Source organism: Streptomyces sp. NPDC048436, assembly GCF_043200355.1.
Lineage (GTDB): Bacteria > Actinomycetota > Actinomycetes > Streptomycetales > Streptomycetaceae > Streptomyces.
Window position 1 is genome coordinate 1 of sequence record NZ_JBICXP010000012.1, and the last position, 21,134, is coordinate 21,134.

At 69.6% G+C, this 21,134-nt stretch carries 11 protein-coding genes; 7 read left to right on the plus strand and 4 right to left on the minus strand.

Going from position 1 to position 21,134, the window contains the following annotated elements:
- Positions 1–2,069: type I polyketide synthase (locus ACGFX9_RS31480; RefSeq protein ID WP_393480501.1), on the minus strand; the 2,069-nt coding region annotated here is incomplete at its 3' end.
- A 226-nt stretch (positions 2,070–2,295) separates the two neighbouring features.
- On the opposite strand from ACGFX9_RS31480, the gene ACGFX9_RS31485 reads away from it, so the two are divergent.
- From ACGFX9_RS31485 to ACGFX9_RS31500, 4 genes are all read left to right on the plus strand, one after another.
- A complete protein-coding gene (locus ACGFX9_RS31485) occupies positions 2,296–2,670 on the plus strand; it encodes a nuclear transport factor 2 family protein (protein WP_393480504.1) in 375 nt (124 codons plus the stop codon).
- Between the two features lie 113 nt (positions 2,671–2,783).
- Positions 2,784–3,494 (plus strand): YcnI family protein, encoded by a 711-nt coding sequence (locus ACGFX9_RS31490; protein ID WP_393480507.1) that lies wholly within the window; start codon positions 2,784–2,786, stop codon positions 3,492–3,494.
- A 96-nt stretch (positions 3,495–3,590) separates the two neighbouring features.
- Positions 3,591–5,138, plus strand: coding sequence for a GMC family oxidoreductase (locus ACGFX9_RS31495; protein ID WP_393480510.1), 1,548 nt, complete (start codon positions 3,591–3,593; stop codon positions 5,136–5,138).
- A 34-nt stretch (positions 5,139–5,172) separates the two neighbouring features.
- Positions 5,173–9,153: an amino acid adenylation domain-containing protein gene (locus ACGFX9_RS31500; RefSeq protein WP_393481304.1), complete on the plus strand. Its 3,981-nt coding sequence runs from the start codon at positions 5,173–5,175 to the stop codon at positions 9,151–9,153.
- 75 nt (positions 9,154–9,228) lie between these two features.
- On the opposite strand, the gene ACGFX9_RS31505 is transcribed toward ACGFX9_RS31500, so the two are convergent.
- Together ACGFX9_RS31505 and ACGFX9_RS31510 are read right to left on the minus strand one after the other, a co-directional pair.
- Positions 9,229–9,447 (minus strand): heavy-metal-associated domain-containing protein, encoded by a 219-nt coding sequence (locus tag ACGFX9_RS31505; protein WP_393480515.1) that lies wholly within the window; start codon positions 9,445–9,447, stop codon positions 9,229–9,231.
- 102 nt (positions 9,448–9,549) lie between these two features.
- Positions 9,550–11,715 carry an MMPL family transporter gene (locus tag ACGFX9_RS31510; protein ID WP_393480520.1) on the minus strand — a complete coding sequence of 722 codons (2,166 nt, stop codon included), beginning with the start codon at positions 11,713–11,715 and terminating at the stop codon, positions 9,550–9,552.
- Positions 11,716–12,044: 329 nt separating this feature from the next.
- Between ACGFX9_RS31510 and ACGFX9_RS31515 the strand changes: the two genes are divergently transcribed.
- Complete coding sequence (locus ACGFX9_RS31515; protein WP_393480525.1) at positions 12,045–15,179, plus strand: BTAD domain-containing putative transcriptional regulator; 3,135 nt, start codon at positions 12,045–12,047, stop codon at positions 15,177–15,179.
- Between the two features lie 123 nt (positions 15,180–15,302).
- Positions 15,303–15,695 carry a nuclear transport factor 2 family protein gene (locus tag ACGFX9_RS31520; protein ID WP_393480530.1) on the plus strand — a complete coding sequence of 131 codons (393 nt, stop codon included), beginning with the start codon at positions 15,303–15,305 and terminating at the stop codon, positions 15,693–15,695.
- A 62-nt stretch (positions 15,696–15,757) separates the two neighbouring features.
- On the opposite strand, the gene ACGFX9_RS31525 is transcribed toward ACGFX9_RS31520, so the two are convergent.
- Positions 15,758–17,005 (minus strand): cytochrome P450, encoded by a 1,248-nt coding sequence (locus ACGFX9_RS31525; RefSeq protein ID WP_393480535.1) that lies wholly within the window; start codon positions 17,003–17,005, stop codon positions 15,758–15,760.
- Positions 17,006–17,253: 248 nt separating this feature from the next.
- On the opposite strand from ACGFX9_RS31525, the gene ACGFX9_RS31530 reads away from it, so the two are divergent.
- On the plus strand, positions 17,254–21,105 hold the full coding sequence (locus ACGFX9_RS31530; RefSeq protein WP_393480539.1) for a GH92 family glycosyl hydrolase: 3,852 nt from the start codon (positions 17,254–17,256) through the stop codon (positions 21,103–21,105).
- The last annotated feature ends 29 nt before the right edge of the window (positions 21,106–21,134 follow it).

A 21,134-nucleotide genomic window follows, 5' to 3' on the forward strand; every position in this document is an offset into this window, starting at 1 on the left:
GGGGGGAGGGTGTGCATGAGGCGGGCGCGGGTGGTGATGAGGTGGGCGGCGTCGGTGAGGGTGAGGATGCCGGCGCAGTGGGCGGCGGTGATTTCGCCGATGGAGTGTCCGATGAGGAGGTCGGGGGTGATGTTGTGGTGGGTGAGCTGGTGGAAGAGGGCGGTGCCCAGGGCGAAGAGGGCGGGCTGGGTGTAGTCGGTGCGGTCCAGGAGGGTGGCCTGGGGGGTGCCGGGGTGGGAGAAGATGATGTCGCGCAGGGGATGTTCCAGGTGCTGGTCCAGGGCACGGCAGACCTCATCCAGGGCGTCACGGAAGACCGGGTGGGTGTCATACAAGGCACGCCCCATACCCGGGTACTGACAGCCCTGGCCGGGGAAGAGGAACACGGTCTGTGTGGTGGGCTGTTCGGGCCCGGTGACCAGATCACGATGGGGCACACCCTGGGCCAGCGCCGCCAGAGCCGTAAGGGCTTCCTCACGGTCATTGACGGTGATCACGGCCCGACGATCGAAGAGTGTACGAGTGGTGGCCAGCGCATCGGCCACCCGCTCCAAAGACAACCCGGGATGACGCGTCAGATGCTCACACAACCGGCCCCCCTGCGCGGCCAACGCCACCCCGGACTTCGCCGACAACACCAACGACACCAACCCACCACCACCCGAACCCGAACCTGAATCCGAGCCCGACTCCAACGGCACCTCCGAGGAAGGAGCAGCCGCCAAGACCATGTGACAGTTCGTGCCGCCCATGCCGAAGGAGCTGACGCCCGCCACACGGGGGCCCGTGCCCGGCCACTCGGTCAGCGTGGTCTGCACCCGTAGCCCCAGGTCCGGGAGCGGTATGGAGGGGTTGGGGTGTTCGAAGTTGAGGCTCGGGGGAAGCTGGGCGTGTGTGAGGCTCAGGGCCGTCTTGAGGAGGCCCGTGATGCCCGCGGCGCCCTCCAGATGGCCGACGTTCGTCTTCGCCGAGCCGACCCGCACGGGGTTGTCCGGTGTGCGACAGGTCCCGAAGACCTCGCCGAGGGCCGCCGCCTCCACCGGATCCCCCACCCGCGTTCCCGTGCCGTGCAGTTCGACATAGGCCACCTCGTGGGGGCCGGTCCCGCTCAGCCGCTGTGCCGTGCGGACCACCTCCGCCTGCGCGGCGGCGCTGGGGCGGGTCAGCATGTCCGTGGCGCCGTCGTTGTTCACCGCGCTGCCACGGATGACGCAGTAGATGAAGTCCCCTGCGGCCACGGCCAGTTCGAGCGGCTTCAGGAGGACCACACCGCCGCCCTCCCCTCGTACGAAGCCGTTGGCCCGGGCATCGAAGGTGTAGCAGCGGCCGTCCGGTGAGAGAGCTCCGAACTTCGATGTGCCGATCGTGCTCTCGGCGGCGAGGTTCAGGTTGACGCCGCCCGCCAGAGCAAGCGTGCAGGCACCGGACCGCAGGCTCTCGCAGGCCATGTGCACGGCGACCAGCGACGACGACTGCCCGGAGTCCACGGCCAGGCTGGGGCCCCGCAGCCCGAGGGCGAAGGAGACCCGGTTGGCTATCACGCTGCGATGTGAGCCGGTCACGGAGTGCCGGGTCTGCGCGTCCGGGTCATGCCTGCGCGCCAGCGTCGCGTAGTCGTCCCACATCACGCCCGTGAAGACGCCGGTGTCACTGCCGTGCAGCGTGTCCGGCACGATGCCCGCGTCCTCCAGGACCTCCCAGCTCAGTTCCAGCATGAGCCGCTGCTGCGGGTCCATCGCCGCCGCCTCGCGCGGCGAGATGTTGAAGAAGTCCGCGTCGAACCGGTCGACGTGGGGCAGGAACCCGCCGCGCCGGGTGCCCGGCTGCGTCGGCCGAGCGGCCTCATCCCGATCGCGTTCCCGGTCCCGCTCGCGCTCCCGGTCCCGCTCCGGAAGATTCCAGCGGTCCGCCGGTACCTCACCTACCGCGTCCACCCCGTCACGCAACAATGCCCAGTATGCCTCGGGGTTCTCCGCCCCCGGCAGCCTGCACGCCATCCCCACGACGGCGATGGGAGCCGTCGAATCCTGTCCCGCGTCCGAGGCCCCCGTCCCGTTCCGGTCACCCAAAACGCCCACAGTCCAGCCCCTCTGTCGAGTTTCGTCCCAGTCACTCATCCTTGGGCAGCCGTGAGCGCCGGGCATCTCCGAGATTGCTTATGTGAATCCCGTGGCGCGACAACAGAGTTCGGGTTGCAGGGGCCCGCTGCCCCTGGTTTACTCACATCAAGTTCAGGTACCCCCCCGGAGTACTCTCCGAGCAGGATTGGGAAGCACCGTGACCTCTGTTTCAGACATGAGTACCGAGAAACTCCTTGAGGACATGCTCTCCTCTTTCAATGACGAGGCGCTCTTCAGCGAGGACGAAACCGGATCGGTCATCGACCGTTACTACGCACCTGATTTCGTAGAGGTCAGCGACGGCATCAGCATCGACCGCGCGCGTCTCATCAAGCACATCCGCCCGGTGCGCAAGCAGTTCACCGGCGCCGTGTTCAAGGTGCAGCAGGCGCTGCGCGACGGAGACCACATCTCGGCCCGGTACACGATTCGCGCGACGACGAAGACCGGCCAGGTCATCGACACCGAGATCTTCATGTTCGCCGACCTCACTCCGGACGGCCGCTTCCAGCGGGTCAACCAGATCACTCGCACGCTGCCCGCCGAGTAGCCCTCAGTCACCCTTCCTGACGTGGCAACTTGGGAGATGCTTGACGGTTGGTACTTCCGAAAGAATCCGGATGCCTGGACCTTGCGGTCTCATTCGGTAACGGAAGGACGATCATGCACAGAGCGTTCCCCAGGATCACTGCGGCCCTGCTCGGGTCGGCGGCGATCACGTTTGCCGGCACCATTCCCGCGTCGGCTCACGTCTCCGTCCGCGGCCCGGACGCCACGGTCGCCGTCGGCAGTTTTCCGACCCTGACGTTCCGCGTGCCCACCGAGGAAAACGACGCGTCGACCGTCAAGTTGCAGATCAACCTGCCGACCGACACCGCGCAGAAGCTGCCCGTCGCCCTCCACAAGGCCAACCCGGGCTGGAAGGCCACCACGAAGGGCAGCGGCGCGACCCCGGGCGCGGGCGTCACGTCCGTGACCTGGACGGCGACAGCCGGCGGCATCAAGCCGGGCGAGTTCAACGAGTTCAAGCTCGCGGCCGGCCAGATCCCCGACACCGATGTCGTCTACTTCACCGCGATACAGACCTACAGCAACGGCAAGGTCGTGCGCTGGGAGCAGATCCCCGAGCCGGGCGGCGAAGAGCCCGAGCACCCCGCACCGAGCCTGAAGGTCGTCCCCAAGGGCACCTCCACCGCCACCACCCAGGCCGCGACCGCCACGGTGGGCAAGCACACCACCGCGGGCGAGAACGAGACCACGGACAGCATCGGCTCCTCGGCCGCCACCGGCGCCGCTGCCGCCGGCGTCCTCGGCGCCGGTGGTGGCCTGCTCTGGTTCCGGCGCCGTACACAGCGTTCCGACGCGAACGCCTGATCGATCCACGGCCCCCTCACCCGGAGCAACAGTGGTCCCCGGCCGTTCCCGGCCGGCGGACCGGTTCCGTTCTCGCAGCCCGGAGGAGTTGACGACGTGCCGGAAGCCGCTTGGCACGAGGTGGTGGTCGGCGCCGGATCCGCCGGCGCGGTGCTCGCCGCCCGTCTCACCGAGAATCCCGACCGCAGGGTGCTCCTCCTGGAGGCCGGGAGCGAGCGGCTCACCGAACCCGCGGCCTCCGCGCCGCTGGGCACCTCCGTGCTCTTCGGCCACAACTGGGATTACACCGCATACCGGGGGAGCAAGGCCGAGGGGCGGCACTTTCCCTACGGCGTAGGCAAGTTGCTCGGTGGCTCCTCGGCCGTGAACGGCGCGATCGCCCTGCGTTCCCTACCCGGCGACTTCGACGCCTGGGCCGCCGCGGGGAACCCGGAGTGGGCCTGGCCGGCTGTCTTGCCGTACTTCCGCAAACTGGAGACCGACGCCGACTTCACGGGCGAGGAACACGGCAGCGACGGCCCCGTGCCGGTCCGCAGGTCGGCATCGGACGTCCTCGACCCCATGGCGACGGGCTTTCTGGAGGCCTGCCGGGAACGCGGCATCCCCCTGGTCGAAGACATCAACGTCTCGGACGTCGGCGCGAGCCGGCTGCCGAGCAACGAGCGCCGTGGCTGCCGCGTCTCCACGGCCGACGCCTATCTGGAGCCCGCCCACGCCCGGCCCAACCTCGACATATGGACCGGGGCGACGGCCTCCCGTGTGCTGTTCGACGGCGACCGGGCCATCGGCGTCGAAGTGGTGCGTGACGGCCACCGCACACGCGTGCGCGCCGACCGTGTCACGCTCTGCGCGGGCGGCATCAACACGCCGCTCATCCTGGAGCGTTCGGGCATCGGTGATCCGGAGCGGATCGCCCGGCTCGGCCTGCCCGTGGTCGCGGAGCTGCCCGGCGTGGGCGCGGATCTGGCCGACCACGCGGCGCTGGTGATCTGGGGTGTCCCGCAGCCGGGCTCCTGCCGGCCCACGGCACCGCTTCACCAGGTCCTGGCCCGGGTCGCGAGCGGCCTGCCCCACATCGGGCCTTACGACGGCGGTCCCGACCTGGCGCTCTTCCTCGTCGGCAATGTGGCGGCGCACACCGTCCCCGACATCGCGAGGATCACCGACGCCGACACCCTTGTGGCGCTCTCCACCATGCTGCTCGCCCCGGCCTCCCGGGGATCGGTGCACGCTTCGGGCCCCATGCCCGACGACCGGCCGACCATCACCCTGGGCCTCGCCACCGACCCGACGGACGTGACCCGCCTGATGGCGGGCATGCGGCTGCTCCGGTCCCTGCTCGACACGGATCAACTCTCATGCCACGTACGGGAGATGCTGCTGTGGACGCGGCGCATGACGGAGGACGACATCCGGTTGCGGCGGGCGGTCAGCCGGTTCGCCACTCCCATGTGGCACCCCTCCGGAACGGCCCGGATGGGCCCCTCGACGAGCGGTGCCGCGGTCGTGGACCAGCGCTGCCGGGTGTACGGGACCGACCGGCTGCGGGTGGTGGACGCCTCGGTGATGCCCGTTCCGCTGCGTGCCCCGACCAACCTGAGCTGCATCATGCTCGCCGAGCGCATGGCGGCTTCGACGGACTGACCACGGGAGAACCCGGGAGTGCACTGTGAGTGAGATGGACCTAACCGGCCAGGACCGCGCGGATCAGTTTCCGCTGACGGACATCCAGTCGGCGTACATCGTGGGCAAGAGCCGCCTGATGGAGCTCGGCGGCATCCAGCAGTACTACATCGAGCTGGACTCCGCGGGCTTCGACACCGCCCGGGCCGAACACGCCCTGAACCTGGTGGTCGAGCGGCACGAGACGCTGCGTACCGTCATGCAGGAGTCGGGGTACGGGCGCGTCCTCGAACCGGGCTCGGTGCCGCGCGTGCCGGTGGCGGAGGTGGACCTCACCGGGCTCGATCCGCGGGCCCAGGAAGAGGGAGTGCGCAGGACGCGGGAGCGGATGACCGGCGAGGGCCTGGACCCCACCGGCTGGCCGCTGTTCGAGGTGGTGGTGAGCAGGCTGCGCCGGCACAGGGCGCGGGTGCACTTCCGGTACAGCCTCATCCTCGTCGACGCGCCGAGCCTCAACACCACCGTGACGGAGTGGCTGGAGCTGTATCACGATCCGGATCTCCAACTGCCGCCGGTGGAGCGGACGTTCCGTGAATGGCGGCTTGATCTCCTCGCGCACGAGCAGAGCGAGGACTTCCAGAAGCAGCTGACGTACTGGGGGGAGCGGCTCGACACTCTCCCCGAGGCGCCCCAGCTGCCCCTGGTGAAGCAGCCCGCCGGTATCGAGTCGGTGATGTTCACCGCCCGCACCGCCTACCTCAGCAAAGAGCAGTGGAAGCAGTTCTGCGTCAACTTCCGTAAGCACAAGGTGCTACCCGCGACCGCCCTGATGCACGTGCTCTCCGAGGCGCTGGCCTCCTGGGCCTCGGCGCCGCACTTCTGTCTGAACGTGGTGCACCTCAACCTGGTGGCCCGTCACAGTGGCCCGCCCGCGGTGGGGCAGCGCACCGCGACACTCCCCCTCGAAGTGGATCACCGCGGTGACACGGACTTCTGGGACCGGGCCAGGACCCTGCAGCGGCGGTTGTGGAAGGACATGGCGCACAGCGACGTGACGGGGGTGCGGATCAGCCGCGAGCTCGCGGCCCGCAGCGGCTGGACCCAGCGCGCCTCGTTCCCCTATGTGTTCACCAGTAATCAGGGGCCCGGATGGGACACCCCGCCCGAGAGGCGCAGGCCCGCGTTCCGTCCCGTGGAGCGCGTCCAGCACACCCCGCAGGTGCTCCTCGACAACCAGGTCCGCGACCTGCCGGACGGCGGCCTCGCCTCGAACATCGACTTCATCGACGACGCCTTCCCGCACGGCCTGCCCGAGCTGCTCGTCGCCACCTACCAGCATCTCCTCGACGTCCTGTCCCGGCCGGACGGGGCGGAGAAGCGGCCCGACCCGGTGCCGGCCGCCCACCGGGCGCTGATCGCGGCGGTCAACGACACGGCGGCCGGGCTGCCCGATGGCCGCCTTGAGGAACGCTTCCTGCGGCAGGCGGCCGAGCACCCCGCCGCCCCGGCGCTGATCACCGACGAACGCACCGTGAGTTACGGCGAGTTGGAGTCCCGTTCCCGCGCTGTCGCACACTGGCTGCTTGACCAGGGAGTGCGGCGCGGGGACATCGTGCCGGTCGTCATGGTCAAGGGCTGGGAACAGATGGCCGCGGCGCTCGGCGTGCTGCGGGCCGGCGCCGCCTACGTACCGATCGACGCGCGGATGCCCACGGGGCCGATGCACGACCTCCTCAAGGAGTGCGCGGCACGGGTGGTCCTCGCCCAGTCGCACGCGGAGCCCGACCTCGCTCCGGCGCCGCGCCCCCTTCCGGTGCTCCACGTGGACGGGGCCGAGCCGTCGGCGCGTCCGCTGCCCGACGTGGCGGCGGCTCCCGACGACCTCGCCTACATCATCTACACCTCCGGTTCCACCGGCCGCCCCAAGGGCGTGATGATCGAGCACCGCGCCGCCCTGAACACCGTCATGGACATCAACGAGCGGCTCGGGCTCGGCCCGGACGACCGGGTGTTCGGCATCTCCTCGCTGGCCTTCGACCTGTCCGTGTGGGACGTCTTCGGGACCCTCGCGGCCGGCGCCGCCCTGGTCGTACCGGCCCCGGCGCCGCTGCCCGATCCGATCGCCTGGGCGGCGGCCGCACAGCGCCACGGCGTCACCGTGTGGAACTCGGTGCCCGCGCTCGCCGAGATGATCGTCGAAGTGGCGGAGGAGCGCCCGGAGTTGACCCCGGCCGCGATCCGCGCCTTTCTGCTGAGCGGCGACTGGGTCCCCACCGCGCTGCCGGGCCGGATGCGGCAGCTGTGGAGCGACGTGCGCACCATCGCCATGGGCGGCGCCACCGAGGCGTCCATCTGGTCCAACATCCACGAGGTGGACGAGGTGGACCCCGACTGGCGCAGCATCCCGTACGGAAAGCCCCTGAAGAACCAGACGATGCGGGTGCTCGACCACCGTCTTGACATCCGTCAGCCCTGGGCGATCGGACAGATCCACATCGGCGGCGTCGGTCTTGCCCGTGGCTACTGGCAGGATGAGGAGCGCACCGCCGAGCGTTTCATCACCCACCCGCGCACCGGGGAACGGCTCTACCGGACGGGTGACCTGGGACGCTACTGGCCCGACGGGACCATCGAGTTCATGGGCCGTGAGGACCGCCAGGTGAAGATACTCGGCTACCGCGTGGAGCCGGGTTCGGTGGAAGCGGCGCTGCGCTCGTATCCGGCGGTACGCGAATGCGTGGTGTGCGTCGACAACTCCCCCGGCGGGCAGCGGCGGCTGGTCGCCCTCGCCGTCCCCGAGCCGGGTGAGCAGGGCGAAGGCCTCGACAGCGCGGCGCTCGTGGCACATCTGCGCCGGCATCTGCCGCACTACATGATTCCGGGCCGGACGCACCTCGTGGACCAGCTCCCGCTGACGCCCAACGGAAAGGTCGACGCCGCGCGGGCCCTGCAGTTGCTGCCCGCCACTGAGCCCGCGCCGGCCACGGAAGGTCCGGCGGCCGACGACGATCCGCGCCTCAAGCAGCTGGCCGAACTGTGGACGGAGCTGCTGGAGGTCGAGTCGGTCGGGCCGGACAGCAACTTCTTCTCGCTGGGCGGCAATTCACTGCTCGCCCTGCGGATGGTCAACCGGGTGCGGGCCGAGCTCGGCGTCGACCTCCCGCTCGGGCGGGTCTTCGAAGCGCCTACGGTGCGGGAGTTCGCGGCCTGTCTCGACGAGGACGCGGACACCGGGCGCAGCCCCTCGTGCGGGGTGCGCCTCGCCGATGGCACCGGCCAGGAGCTGGTGCTCTTCCACGTGATGGGCGGTTCGGTCGCTCCGTACATCCCGCTGGCGAGAGCGTGGCCGGGGCCGGTGCACGCGTTCCAGAGCCGGCCGCACGTCGACACATCGGATGAGGCGTTCGCCCCCGACCTCGCGACCATGGCGCAGGCGTACGCGCAGGAGCTGCTGCAGCGCCGCCCGGAGGGGCCCTATGTGCTGGGCGGTTGGTCGATGGGCGGCTTCATCGCGTACGAAGTGGCCTGTCGGCTCCGCGAGTTGGGGCACGAGTCGTACGTCTTCATGATGGACAGCCGGTTCACCGACCTCCGGGTGGCCCAGACGGAGGTGGGCCGGCACCTGGCGTTCCTCGTCACGCTGGCGCTCGGCCCGCCACCCGAGGCGGCGGTGGCCGCGGTGCGGGATGCCCGCCCGGACACGCTCGCCCAGGTGGCCCGCGACGCCTGCGTGGCCCATGGTCTGCTGCCTGCCGAGGTCGATGTGGCCGGCTATGAGCGGCTGCTGCGTGTCCAGTTGCACGAGACCAGGCTGACCGCGGCCTGGCACCCCGCCCCGCACGCTCAGCCGGTGCTGCTGTTCGACGCGGTCGAGGAGCCCCAGCCGGACACGGTTCCCGCCTGGCGGGCGGCCTGCCCGGGCATCGAGGTGATGCCGGTGGCCACCGACCACGCGGGCATCGGCCTGCCCCACCGCCAGGAGGAGATCGCCCGGCACGTCACAAGGTGGCTGGCGGGCATGACATCCCACGGGTGACCACCGCCCACCATCGAAAGCGGAAGGGCGCCACCCCGAGGGGGTGGCGCCCTTCCGTGCCGTGCGTCCGCGCTGTCAGGCCGAGCGTGCGAACTCGTAGCCGATGTCGTCGAGCACCTTGGCCAGCTGGGCCTCGTCGAGCGCCTGATCCGAGTCCACGCGGACCTGTCCGGACTGGACCTCGACGGTCACGTCACGCACTCCGTCGAGACTGGTGATGGCCTCCGTGACACTGCTGGCACAGTGCTGGCAGACCATGCCCTCGACGGTGTAGTTCGCGGTGACACCCTCCATGAGCTACTCCTGTCGTAGATCTCTCCAGCACGGCACATCCCGCCGCGCATACCATCCCGGGGTATCCAGTTTACCGCAGGCGGCTCACTCGCACCCGCGGAATCAGCGGTCGCCGACGAGGTCCTTCTCGCGCTGCACGGCACCACTTGGCTCCACTTCGGCCGGCGCTTCCAGCGCGACGCGCGGCAGGGTCTTGTCCAGCCATCCGGGCAGCCACCAGTTGGCCTTGCCCATCACGTGCATCAGCGCGGGCACGAGCAGCATCCGGAGCACGAAGGCGTCGACGGCGACGGCACCGGCGAGCGCGACGCCCGTCATGACCGCGGCCTGGTCCCCGCTGAGCACGAACGAGGCGAACACACAGACCATGATCAGCGCCGCACAGTTGATGACCCGGCTGGTGTCCGACAGGCCCACCCGGATCGCACGACCGTTGTCCTTGGTCCGCACCCACTCCTCATGCATCCGGCTGACCAGGAACACCTGATAGTCCATGGAGAGGCCGAACAGGAGCGGCAGCATGAACGCCGGGATGTAGGAGGTGATCGGACCCTCCTTGCCGAGGCCGAGCGCGTCCAGGCCCCAGCCCCACTGGAAGATCGCCACGATGATGCCGAACGCGGCGCCCGCGGCCAGCAGGTTCATCACGGCGGCCATCAGCGGTACGACGATGCTGCGGAAGGCGATCATGAGCAGTACGGCGCCCAGCAACGCGATGACCGTGATGAACAGGGGCAGGCGTTCCGTGATCTCCGACGCGAAGTCCTTCTGCACCGCCGTGTTGCCGCCGATGTGCACCTGGAGGCTGCTGTCGCGCTCGGCCGCCGGCACCGTGGTGTCGCGCAGTTCGTCGATCAGGTCGTCGGTCGCCTCGTCCTGGGGCGCGTACGAGGGCACCACCTGGTAGACCCGCGTCGTGGACGCCTCCGGTACGGGCACCTCGGCGACGTTCACGACACCCTTGGTGTCCCGCACATCCTCGACCAGGCCGTCGAGGGCGCGTACGTCGCGCTCGCCGCCCGGCACATCGGCCACCAGCTGCAACGGGCCGTTGAAGCCCGGTCCGAAGCCGTCGGCGAGCATGTCGTACGCCTTGCGCGTGGTCTGCGACTCGGGCTGGTTGCCCTGATCGCTCGCGCCCAGACGCAGCGAGAACGTGGGAAGGGCGAGCACCGCCATCACCACGACGGCGACCACGGCGACGACCCTCGGGCGGCGGCCGACGAAGACGGACCAGCGCACCGACAGGGCGGCGGGGTCCTCCGCGGACACGGGCCCCGCGGCTGCCAGCGCCCGTCGCTCGCTGCGGCTCAGCACCTTCATCTTGAACAGGGCGAGCAGAGCGGGCAGCAGGGTGACCGAGCTGAGCATGGTGAACAGCACCGTGATCACGGTGGCCACGGCGATGCCGTTCAGGAACCGCATGCCGAGCGTGAAGATCGCCAGGAGGGCGATGCACACGGTGCCGCCCGCGAACAGCACGGCACGGCCCGAGGTGTTCAGGGCCCGTTCGACCGACTCGTCGACGCCCATGCCCGCCTTGAGGTTCTTGCGGTGCCGGCTCACCACGAAGAGCGCGTAGTCGATGCCGACACCGAGACCGACCAGCGAACCGATGACCGGCGCCGAGTCGGGCAGGCTCATCCCGTGGGCGAGCAGCCCCAGCAGCGAACCGCCGGTGGCCACGCCGAACAGCGCGTTCAGGATGGGCAGCAGCATCGCGATGAACGAACGGAAGGCGATCAGCAGGACCACACCAGCGGCCAGGACCCCGATCAGCTCCGCGAAGCCCTCCGCGGGCTGCTGCGCGTACTCGATGGCCTGGCCGCCGAGTTCCACGCGCAGACCGTCGGTGCGGGCCTTCTCGGCCCGGTCGACGACGTCCTTGGTCTTGTCCTTGTCCAGGTCGAACGCCTGCTTGGTGAACGTGACGTCCGCGTAGGCGACCTTTCCGTCCTTGCTGATGCCCCCGGCGGCCTGCTCGGTGTAAGGGCTCATCACGCTGCCGACTTCGGGCATCTTGGAGATGTCGTCGAGCATGCCGCTCACGCGCGCGCGTACCGCGGCGTCACGGACAGTGCCCTTCTCCACTTCCCACACCACGCGGTCGGTGTCACCGGCCTGGTCGGGGAAGGCCTTCTCCATGCGCTCCATCGCACGCGCCGACTCGGTCCCGGGGACGTCGAACGCGTTGGAGTACGCCCCTCCCGCTGTCGCGCCCACGGTCGCCGAGCCGAACAACGCCACGAGCCACAGCAGAAGGACCACGACCCGGTGTGCGCAACACCATCGTGCCAAGGCAGTCATAGCTCTCCAGTGCTCTCTCGAAACCGAGGGTTGAGGATGAGGGGAGGGGGCGACAGGCGTCGGGAAGCCCGGGGGGATTGTCAAGCAACCCGCGGCCCCGCCCCCTCCAGATGTCGGCTCTGCTGCCAACACGCCTCAGGCTGCCCTCCGGCGCTCCCAGACCGCTGTCATATGGCTCGCACGGAAGCTTCATTCCCAGCTCACACGTGGGCCGCGGATGACACCATGGGCCCATGGATGTTGGCTGTCTGGGACCACTTGAGGTCCGATCCGGGGGGAAGCCCGTCACGGTGAGCGGGGCCCGGCTCCGTACGCTCCTCATCAGGCTGGCCCTGGAGGCGGGACGGCCGGTCTCGGTGGGCTCGCTCGCCGCGGCGCTGTGGCCGGACGATCTTCCGGTCAACAGTGCCCACGCGGTGCAGTCGTTGGTCAGCCGGCTGCGCAGGGCGCTGCCCGCGGGAACACCGCTGGAGTCGTCCGCCAACGGCTACTGCCTGGACATCCCGCCGGAGGCGGTCGACTCACTGCTGTTCGAGAAGCTCGCCCGTACGGGGGGCCGCGCTCTCCAGGAGGGTGAGCCGCAGGACGCGGTCCGTGTGCTCGACGAGGCGCTCGGCCTGTGGCGCGGGGAACCGCTCGCGAACATGTCCTCCTCGCCGTTCATGACCGGAACCGTCGCGCGTCTGGAAGCGCTGCGGCTGACCGCGCTGGAGGACCGCGCGGCGGCGCGCGTCCAGACCGGCGCCGAACTGCCCGCTCTCATCGCCGATTTGGAGTCCCTCGCCGCCCAGCACCCGCACCGCGAGCGGCTGCGGTCGCTGCTGGTGCGCGCTCTGCACGCGGATGGCAGATCGGCCGAAGCCCTCGGCGCCTACGAACAGTTCAGGACCTGGCTCGCCGACCAGCTCGGCACCGACCCCTCGAGGGAGCTGCAGGAAACCCATCTGGAGGTCCTGCGCGGGCAACAGGGCTCGGTGCAGCAGCTCCTGGGCAGCCGGCGGGACAACCTGCGCGCGGAACTGACCAGCTTCGTCGGCCGCGAGCAGGAGCGCGAGGGGCTCTTCACGCAGCTCTCCGACAGCAGGCTGATCACCCTCGTCGGCACGGGCGGTACGGGCAAGACCCGGCTCGCCAAAGCCGTCGCCGGTGATCTGGTCGACGGCACACCCGGTGGCGTATGGCTGGTCGAGCTGGCGGCGGTGACCAGCGACGAGGACGTGCCCCCCGCCGTGCTCGCCGCCCTCGGCATCCGCGCCGTCGGCCTGTCCGAGGCCGCGGGCGGTCCGGGCGCCGTGACCGGGCAGCTCGTCGAGGCGCTGTCCGCGGTGCGCACCATGCTCGTACTGGACAACTGCGAGCACGTGGTCGGCGCCGTGGCCCATCTGGCCGACGAACTGCTCGCCCACTGCCCGCAGTTGACCATCCTGGCCACCAGCCGGGAGCCGCTGGGCATCCTGGGCGAAGCGCTCTTCCCGGTGCCGCCCCTCGGCCTCCCGGAGCCCGGTGCGCCCTCGCGGGAGGTGGTCGACCGCCCGGCGGTGCGGCTGTTCACCGACCGCGCCGCGCGGGTCCGCCCCGGCTTCACGGTCACCGCGGAGAACGCCGGAACAGTCGCCGAGATCTGCTGCAGGCTCGATGGACTTCCGCTGGCCATCGAGCTGGCGGCGGCCCGCCTTCGCTCGCTCTCCGTCGAGCAGTTGGCGGCCCGTCTGGACGACCGTTTCCGGGTGCTCACCGGCGGCAGCCGTACGGCACGGCCCGCGCACCGCACGCTGCGCGCGGTGGTCGCCTGGGGCTGGGACCTGCTCGACGACGAGGAGCGCCACATCGCGGAGTCGCTCGCGGTGTTCCCGGACACGGTCTCGCTGGAGGCCGCGGAGAGCCTGGGCGGACTCGGTGACCGCACCCTGGACACGCTGGCCTCGCTCGTCGAGAAGTCGGTGCTCCAGGCCGTGGACGGCCCTGAGGTCCGCTTCAGGATGCTGGAGACGCTGCGCGCGTACGGTCTGGAGCGGCTGGCCGAAGCCGGTTCGGTGGACCGGACCCGGCGTGCCCACGCGCGCTACTTCCTGCGGCTCGCCGAGTCCGCGGAGCCCCATCTGCGCAGCGGCGCGGGTCAGGTGCGCTGGGCGCGGACGCTCGCCACGGAGCGCGACAACCTCGTGGCCGCGCTCCACTTCGCCTGCGAGTCCCAGGACGCCGACACCGCCGTACGTCTGGGGGCCGCGCTCTGGTACTTCTGGCTCCAGCGCGGCGAGCACGCACAGGCGTCCCGGCAAATGCAGTCCGCGCTGGCCGTGCCGGGTGACGTCGCCCCGGAGATACGCGCCGTCGCCACCGCCGGGTACTTACTGAACTCCATCTTCTCGGGTGACTCGACGAACGCACGGGACGGCCTCGACGCACGGGACGGCCTCGCCGCACAGGCCGCCTCCGGCCCCTACCCGGCGCTGCCCCTGCTGGCGCCGCTGCTCGCATGGATCAGCGGCGACTCCGAGGGCGGCCTGCGGGCGATCGACGCGCTGCCGCCCGCCCCCGACCCGTGGACCCGGGCGATGCTCTGGCTGACTCGCTCCATGCTCACCCTCAACAGCGGCGATCCGCGGGAGGGGTGCCGTGCGCTGCGGGCCGGCGCCCGCGAGTTCAGGCTCATCGGTGAGCGCTGGGGCCTCGCCACCTCGCTGACCCATCTGGGGATCGCGCTGATGTCGCAGGGCGAGTTCGACGAATCCGTGGCCGCGCTGACGGAGGCGATGGTGCCGGCCCGCGAACTGGGCGGCGACGACTCGCAGCGGATCTGGCTCGCCGTGTCCCACCGGCAGGCCGGGCACACGGACACCGCCCGGGAGGTGCTGCAGAGCGTCGTGGCCGGCCCCTCCGCAGCGCGCCATGTGCGCCTGGCCAGGCTCAACCTGGGTGACATGGCCCGACTCGACGGCGAACTGACCGAAGCCGCGCAGCAGTACGCGCTGGCCAGGGACGTCGCCGCCCCCGACACCTTCGACGACTCCGCGTTCGGCGTCCTCTACTGGACCGGCAGCGCCCAGATCTCCCTGACGCAGGGTGACCTGACGGCCGCTCGGCACATGCTGCGCAAGGCACTCGCGGCGGCGCACACGGCGGCCGACATGCTCCTGGTGGCCATGGTCGGTGTCGCGGTGGCGCAATTTCTGCACCGCTGCGGGGACGCAGGGGCGGCGGCGACCGTACTGGGCGCCGCCCACGTACTGCGCGGAGCCCCGGATGCCGCCAACACCGATGTCTCACGGCTCACCGAAGCACTGACCGCGGAGCTCGGCGACACCGCCCACGCGGCGGCCTACGAGGACGGACGCTCGCTGGAGCGCGACGACGCCGTCTCTCTGATCGAGTCCCAGCTCGACCGGACCGGTCTGCTTCCGCTCATGGGCTTCAGCCCCGCCTGACCGGGCTTTCCCACCACTTCACCGAATGGCTGGATCAGCCAACTCCCTTTGCCTGCCCAAGACTTGAGGTGTATACCTGGGGAGGGTATTCACTCATCGACGGGCAAGACCGGAAGGAACGGCATGACAGTCGACAGCGAGCGCACTCCCGAGTCCCTGGTCTCCGAATTCTTCAATTCGTATGTGAAGGAGGTTGTTTTCGGAAGCGAAGACCCGCAGAAAAGCATTGACCGCTTTTACACGCCGGACTTCGTACAGATCGCCGACGGCACCGAGATGAACCGGGAGCAACTCGCCGAGCACGCCCCCACCGCCAAGCAGACCTTCGAGAAGGCGCACTACGAGGTGCACGAGGCCGTGCACAACGGAGCGTCGGTGGCGGCCCGGCTCACCTTCCACGCGGTGACGCGGGCGGGCGGCGCGATGGACGTGGACTTCTACGTGTTCGCCGAACTCGCCGACGACGGGAAGCGGGTACGCCGCATCCACCAGCTGACCCGGACGCACGAGGCCTGATCCCTCGCGTCCGGTCACTCGCCGCGCACCGCCCCGTGGGCGGCGAGTGACCGCCCCCGCCCTCAGGCGTGCAGCGTGATCGGCAGGCGCTCGAAACCGTGGTGCCCCAGACCCGGGCAGAGCTCGGGCTCCCCCAGGGTCACACCGCTGAACCGGTCGAGCAGCCGGTTCAGGAAGACCTCGCCCTCGATGCGCGCGAGCGGACCACCGAGGCAGTAGTGCGGCCCCGCCGCGAACGACAGATGCGGGTTGTCGGTACGGCCCACGTCGAAGGTGTCGGGATCGGCGAACACCTCCGGATCGCGGTTGGCCGCCCCCAGCATGATGATGACGTTCTGCCCCGCCGTGAGGTCGGCGCCGAGGAAGGTCGTCGGCTTCAGGACACTGATGATGTCGACATGGGCGGGCGCGTCGTAGCGCAGCATCTCCTCCACCGCCGAAGGGATCAGCGCACGGTCCGCCCGCAGCCGTTCCAGCGCGCCCGGGGTCTGCAGCATCGCGTACAGGCCGTTGCCGAGCATGTTGGCCGTCGGCTTGTTCCCGCCCGCGAAGAGCAGGATCGCGGTGGCTATGGCCTCCGTCTCGTCGAGCACCTCGTCGGCCTCGGAGGCGATGAGCCTGCTGAGCATGTCGTCGCCCGGGTTCCTGCGCTTCTCGGCGAGCAGCTCGGAGAAGTACGCGGCGAGCTTGTTCTCCGCCCTGGCGCCCTGCACGATCTCGTCGGACGTCGCCGCCGGCTCGATGAGCAGGCCCATGTCGTGAATGGCCGGGGCGATCACCGGCCGGTCGGCCTCCGGGACGCCCAGCAGGTCGGAGATGACATGGACCGGGAGCGGCATGGCGAAGGTGGTCATGAAGTCGCCGCCGGGATCCGCGACGAGACGGTCCATCAGCTCATTGTTCCAGCGTTCGATGGAGGGCCGCAGCGCGGCCACGTGCCGGGCCGTGAAGGCCGAACTGACCACACGGCGCAGCCGGGTGTGGTCCGGCGGATTGGTCAGGATCATGCTGCGCTGCATGCGCTCCATGACCGGCCGCAGCTCGGCCTCCGGTATGTCCTTGACGTGGAGCCGCAGCCATTCGTCACCTTTGCCGAAGTTGCGGTTGCGCAGGGCGGCGTCACCGTCCTGATGCCTGGTCAGCACCAGCGTGCTGCCGTCGCTGGTGAGCAGGGCGGGGGCCATCTCCCGCAGGCGGTTGTAGTCCGGGAAGGGATCGTCCGGCGGGGCCATCAGCAACTGGAAGTACAGTTGCTCGGCCTCCAGATGCTGCTGTGCCACCACGGCGGACACGGCTGTGTCAGGGCTCATTCTCTGACTCCTCACGACAGAAGCGGTTGCCTGTCGGCCTGCCGCTGCAGCCATCGTGATGGCACGGCCGCCCAGGGTACGTCGGCATCGTAAGTACGAGAGGAGCTCCGGTCGTTCTCCTGAATTGCTCCTTCTGGGGGGTCCAGCCGTCGCTCCAACAGCCTTGACACCACTGGCAACTTGCGGCCCTACTGGACCTTGCGCAGCGATGTGACAACGTTGTCCAACACGCAGGGAGGGGCTCGGGGATGCCCGACAGATCACGCAGACCTCGGTTTAGACGCCACCGTTCGGCCGCGGTCCTTGGGGCGGCGGCGTTCACTCTCGTGGCGACGGCGCAGGGCGCGGCCGTCGCCAAGCCGGAGGAGCCGCCGCGGGCCTCCCGGGAGTTCGTCTCCTCGTTCGAGGAGGGGGACGCCCAGCCGGACTGGCTCAACACCGTGGACACGGGGGCCGACGGCAAGAAGCGGACCGCCGGTGTCAACGGCGCGTTCAGTTCCGGCATCCCCGGGAGTGTGAACGACCACGTCACCGAGGTGCGGGCCAGCGGGGAGAACTCGGGCGGCGGTGAGGTCAAGGAGAACCTCGTCGACGGCGAGCCCACCAGCAAGTGGCTGACCTTCGCGCCCACCGGCTGGGCCGAGTTCGACCTCGACGAGCCCGCGAAGGCCGTGACGTACGCGCTGACCTCGGCCAACGACCACGACGAGCGCGACCCCAAGGACTGGACCCTTCAGGGCTCCACGGACGGCGAGGACTGGAAGACGCTCGACACCCGCAAGGGTGAGGTGTTCGACAAGCGTCACCAGACCAAGAAGTACGAGTTCGAGAACGGCACCGCGTACGCGCACTACCGCCTCGACGTCACCGCGAACAACGGCGCGTCCGACGCCCTCCAGCTCTCCGACGTCCAGCTCTCCGTCGGCGGCAGCGAGACGCCCGTCCCCGAGGACATGCTCTCTCTCGTGGACCGCGGCCCCAGCGGCTCCCCGACCGCGAAGTCGGGCGCCGGGTTCACCGGAAAGCACGCGCTGCGCTACGCGGGCACCCACAAGGTGGACGGCCGCGGCTACTCGTACAACAAGGTCTTCGATGTGAACGTCTCGGTGCGGCGTGACACCGAGCTCTCCTACCGGATCTTCCCGTCGATGGCCGAGGGCGACCTCGACTACGACGCCACGAACGTGTCCGTGGACCTGGCCTTCACCGATGGCACCTATTTGAGTGACCTCAAGGCCATGGACCAGCACGGCTTCCCGCTGGATCCGCGCGGTCAGGGCGCCTCCAAGGGCCTCTACGTCAACCAGTGGAACAACGTGGCCTCGCGCATCGGGCAGGTCGCGGGCGGCAAGACCGTCGATCGTGTGCTCGTCGCGTACGACTCCCCCAAGGGCCCGGCGAAGTTCCGCGGCTGGGTGGACGACGTCTCCCTGAAGGAGAAGGCTCCCGCGAGGCCGAAGGCCCACCCTTCGGACTACGCGGAGACCACCCGCGGCACCAACTCGAGCGGGGGCTTCTCGCGCGGCAACACCTTCCCCGCGACGGCCGTCCCGCACGGCTTCAACTTCTGGACGCCCGTGACCAACGCGGGCTCCCTGAGCTGGCTCTATGACTACGCGCGCGGCAACAACGCGGACAACCTGCCGACGATCCAGGCGTTCAGCGCGAGCCATGAGCCGAGCCCCTGGATGGGCGACCGGCAGACCTTCCAGATGATGCCGTCGGTCGACAAGGACACCCCGTCCGCGTCCCGCACCAAGCGCGCGCTGCCCTTCAAGCACGAGAAGGAGACGGCACGCCCGCACTACTACGGCGTGACCTTCGAGAACGGCCTGAAGGCCGAGATGGCGCCGACCGATCACGCGGCGATGATGAAGTTCACCTATCCCGGTGACGACGCGAGCGTCATCTTCGACAACGTCTCGGAGAAGGGCGGCCTGACCCTCGACAAGGAGAAGGGCATCGTCAGCGGCTTCTCGGACGTGAAGTCCGGGCTCTCCGCCGGCGCCAGCCGCCTCTTCGTGTACGGGACCTTCGACTCGCCCGTCGCAGCGGGCGGCAAGCTCGACGGCGGCGGTGGCGGCGACGTCACCGGCTACCTCCGCTTCAAGCCGGGCAAGGACCGCACGGTCAACCTGCGCCTTGCGACCTCGCTCATCAGCCTCGACCAGGCCAAGGCCAACCTGGACAGCGAGATCCCGTCCGGCACCTCCTTCGACCGCGTGAAGAACCGCGCCCAGAAGAGCTGGGACGACATACTCGGCAAGGTCGAGGTCCAGGGCGCGAGCGAGGGCCAGCGGACCTCGCTGTACTCCAGCCTGTACCGCCTCTACCTCTACCCCAACTCGGGCTTCGAGAAGGTCGCCCAGGCGGACGGCGGCACCAAGTACCAGTACGCCTCGCCCTTCTCGCCGCAGACGGGCCCCGACACGCCCACCCACACCGGCGCGAAGATCGTCGACGGAAAGCCCTACGTCAACAACGGCTTCTGGGACACGTATCGCACGACCTGGCCCGCCTACTCGCTCCTCACGCCGAAGAAGGCGGGTGAGCTGGTCGACGGCTTCGTCCAGCAGTACAAGGACGGTGGCTGGACCTCACGCTGGTCCTCGCCGGGCTACGCGGACCTGATGACGGGAACCTCCTCCGACGTCGCGTTCGCCGACGCGTACGTCAAGGGTGTCGACTTCGACGCCGAGGACGCGTACGACGCCGCCCTGAAGAACGCGACGGTGGTGCCGCCGAGTTCGGGCGTCGGCCGCAAGGGCATGGAGACGTCGCCCTTCCTCGGCTACACCTCCAGCGAGACCCACGAGGGCCTCTCCTGGGGCCTTGAGGGCTACCTCAACGACTACGGCATCTCGCGCATGGGCGACGCCCTCTTCAAGAAGACGGGCAAGAAGCACTACAAGGAAGAGTCCGCCTACTTCCTCAACCGCGCCCAGGAGTACGTGAAGCTCTTCGACGACAAGGCCGGGTTCTTCCAGGGCAAGGACAAGAAGGGCGACTGGCGCGTCCCCTCCGACAAGTTCGACCCGCGCGTGTGGGGTCACGACTACACGGAGACCAACGCCTGGGGCTACGCCTTCACCGCCCCGCAGGACTCGCGCGGCCTCGCCAACCTCTACGGCGGCCGCAAGGGCCTCGGGGACAAGCTGGACTCGTACTTCACCACTCCGGAGACGGGATCCGCCGAGTTCGCGGGCTCCTACGGGGGCGTCATCCACGAGATGACCGAGGCACGCGACGTACGCATGGGCATGTACGGGCACTCCAACCAGGTCGCCCACCACGCCGCCTACATGTACGACGCGGCCGGTGAGCCGTCCAAGACGCAGGAGAAGGTCCGCGAGGTCCTCTCCCGCCTCTACACCGGCAGCGAGATCGGCCAGGGCTACCACGGCGACGAGGACAACGGCGAGCAGTCGGCCTGGTACCTCTTCTCCTCGCTCGGCTTCTATCCGCTGGTCATGGGCAGCGGCGAGTACGCCATCGGGTCGCCGCAGTTCACCAAGATGACCGTGCACCTGGACAACGGCCGCGACCTGGTCGTCAAGGCGCCCAAGAACAGCGCGAAGAACGTGTACGTGCAGGGCCTGAGGGTCAACGGCAAGAAGTGGACCTCGACGGCCCTCCCCCACAAGGAGATCGCACGCGGCGGCGTCCTGGAGTTCGACATGGGCCCCGAGCCGTCGTCGTGGGGCACGGGCAAGGATGCCCAGCCGACGTCGGTCACGCAGGACGACAAGGTGCCGTCGCCGCGCGGTGACGCCATCAAGGGTGACGGCGCGCTCTTCGACAACACCTCGGCCACGGAGGCGACTTCGGAGTCGGTTGAGCTGCCGGTGGCCGCTTCGACCAAGGCGGTGCAGTACACGCTGACGTCGTCGTCCGACAAGGCGAAGGCGCCGCACAGCTGGGTCCTCCAGGGCTCCGCCGACGGCGAGAAGTGGACGGACCTCGACAAGCGTTCCGACGAGTCCTTCGCCTGGGACAAGCAGACGCGGGCGTTCACGATCGCCGACCCGGCCGGCTACGAGCACTACCGCCTCGTGCTGGACGGCTCGGCGACGCTGGCGGAGGTCGAGCTCCTGAGCTGACCCCCCCCGTCGCGAGGGAGTTGCAGAGA

Excerpts from the sequence above, each read along its gene's own strand:
- ACGFX9_RS31485 (WP_393480504.1), top strand. The coding sequence starts at position 2,296 with ATGAGTACCGAGAAACTCCTTGAGGACATGCTCTCCTCTTTCAATGAC.
- ACGFX9_RS31490 (WP_393480507.1), top strand. The coding sequence starts at position 2,784 with ATGCACAGAGCGTTCCCCAGGATCACTGCGGCCCTGCTCGGGTCGGCG.
- ACGFX9_RS31500 (WP_393481304.1), top strand. The coding sequence starts at position 5,173 with ATGGACCTAACCGGCCAGGACCGCGCGGATCAGTTTCCGCTGACGGAC.
- ACGFX9_RS31505 (WP_393480515.1), bottom strand. The coding sequence starts at position 9,447 with ATGGAGGGTGTCACCGCGAACTACACCGTCGAGGGCATGGTCTGCCAG.
- ACGFX9_RS31520 (WP_393480530.1), top strand. The coding sequence starts at position 15,303 with ATGACAGTCGACAGCGAGCGCACTCCCGAGTCCCTGGTCTCCGAATTC.
- ACGFX9_RS31525 (WP_393480535.1), bottom strand. The coding sequence starts at position 17,005 with ATGAGCCCTGACACAGCCGTGTCCGCCGTGGTGGCACAGCAGCATCTG.
- ACGFX9_RS31530 (WP_393480539.1), top strand. The coding sequence starts at position 17,254 with ATGCCCGACAGATCACGCAGACCTCGGTTTAGACGCCACCGTTCGGCC.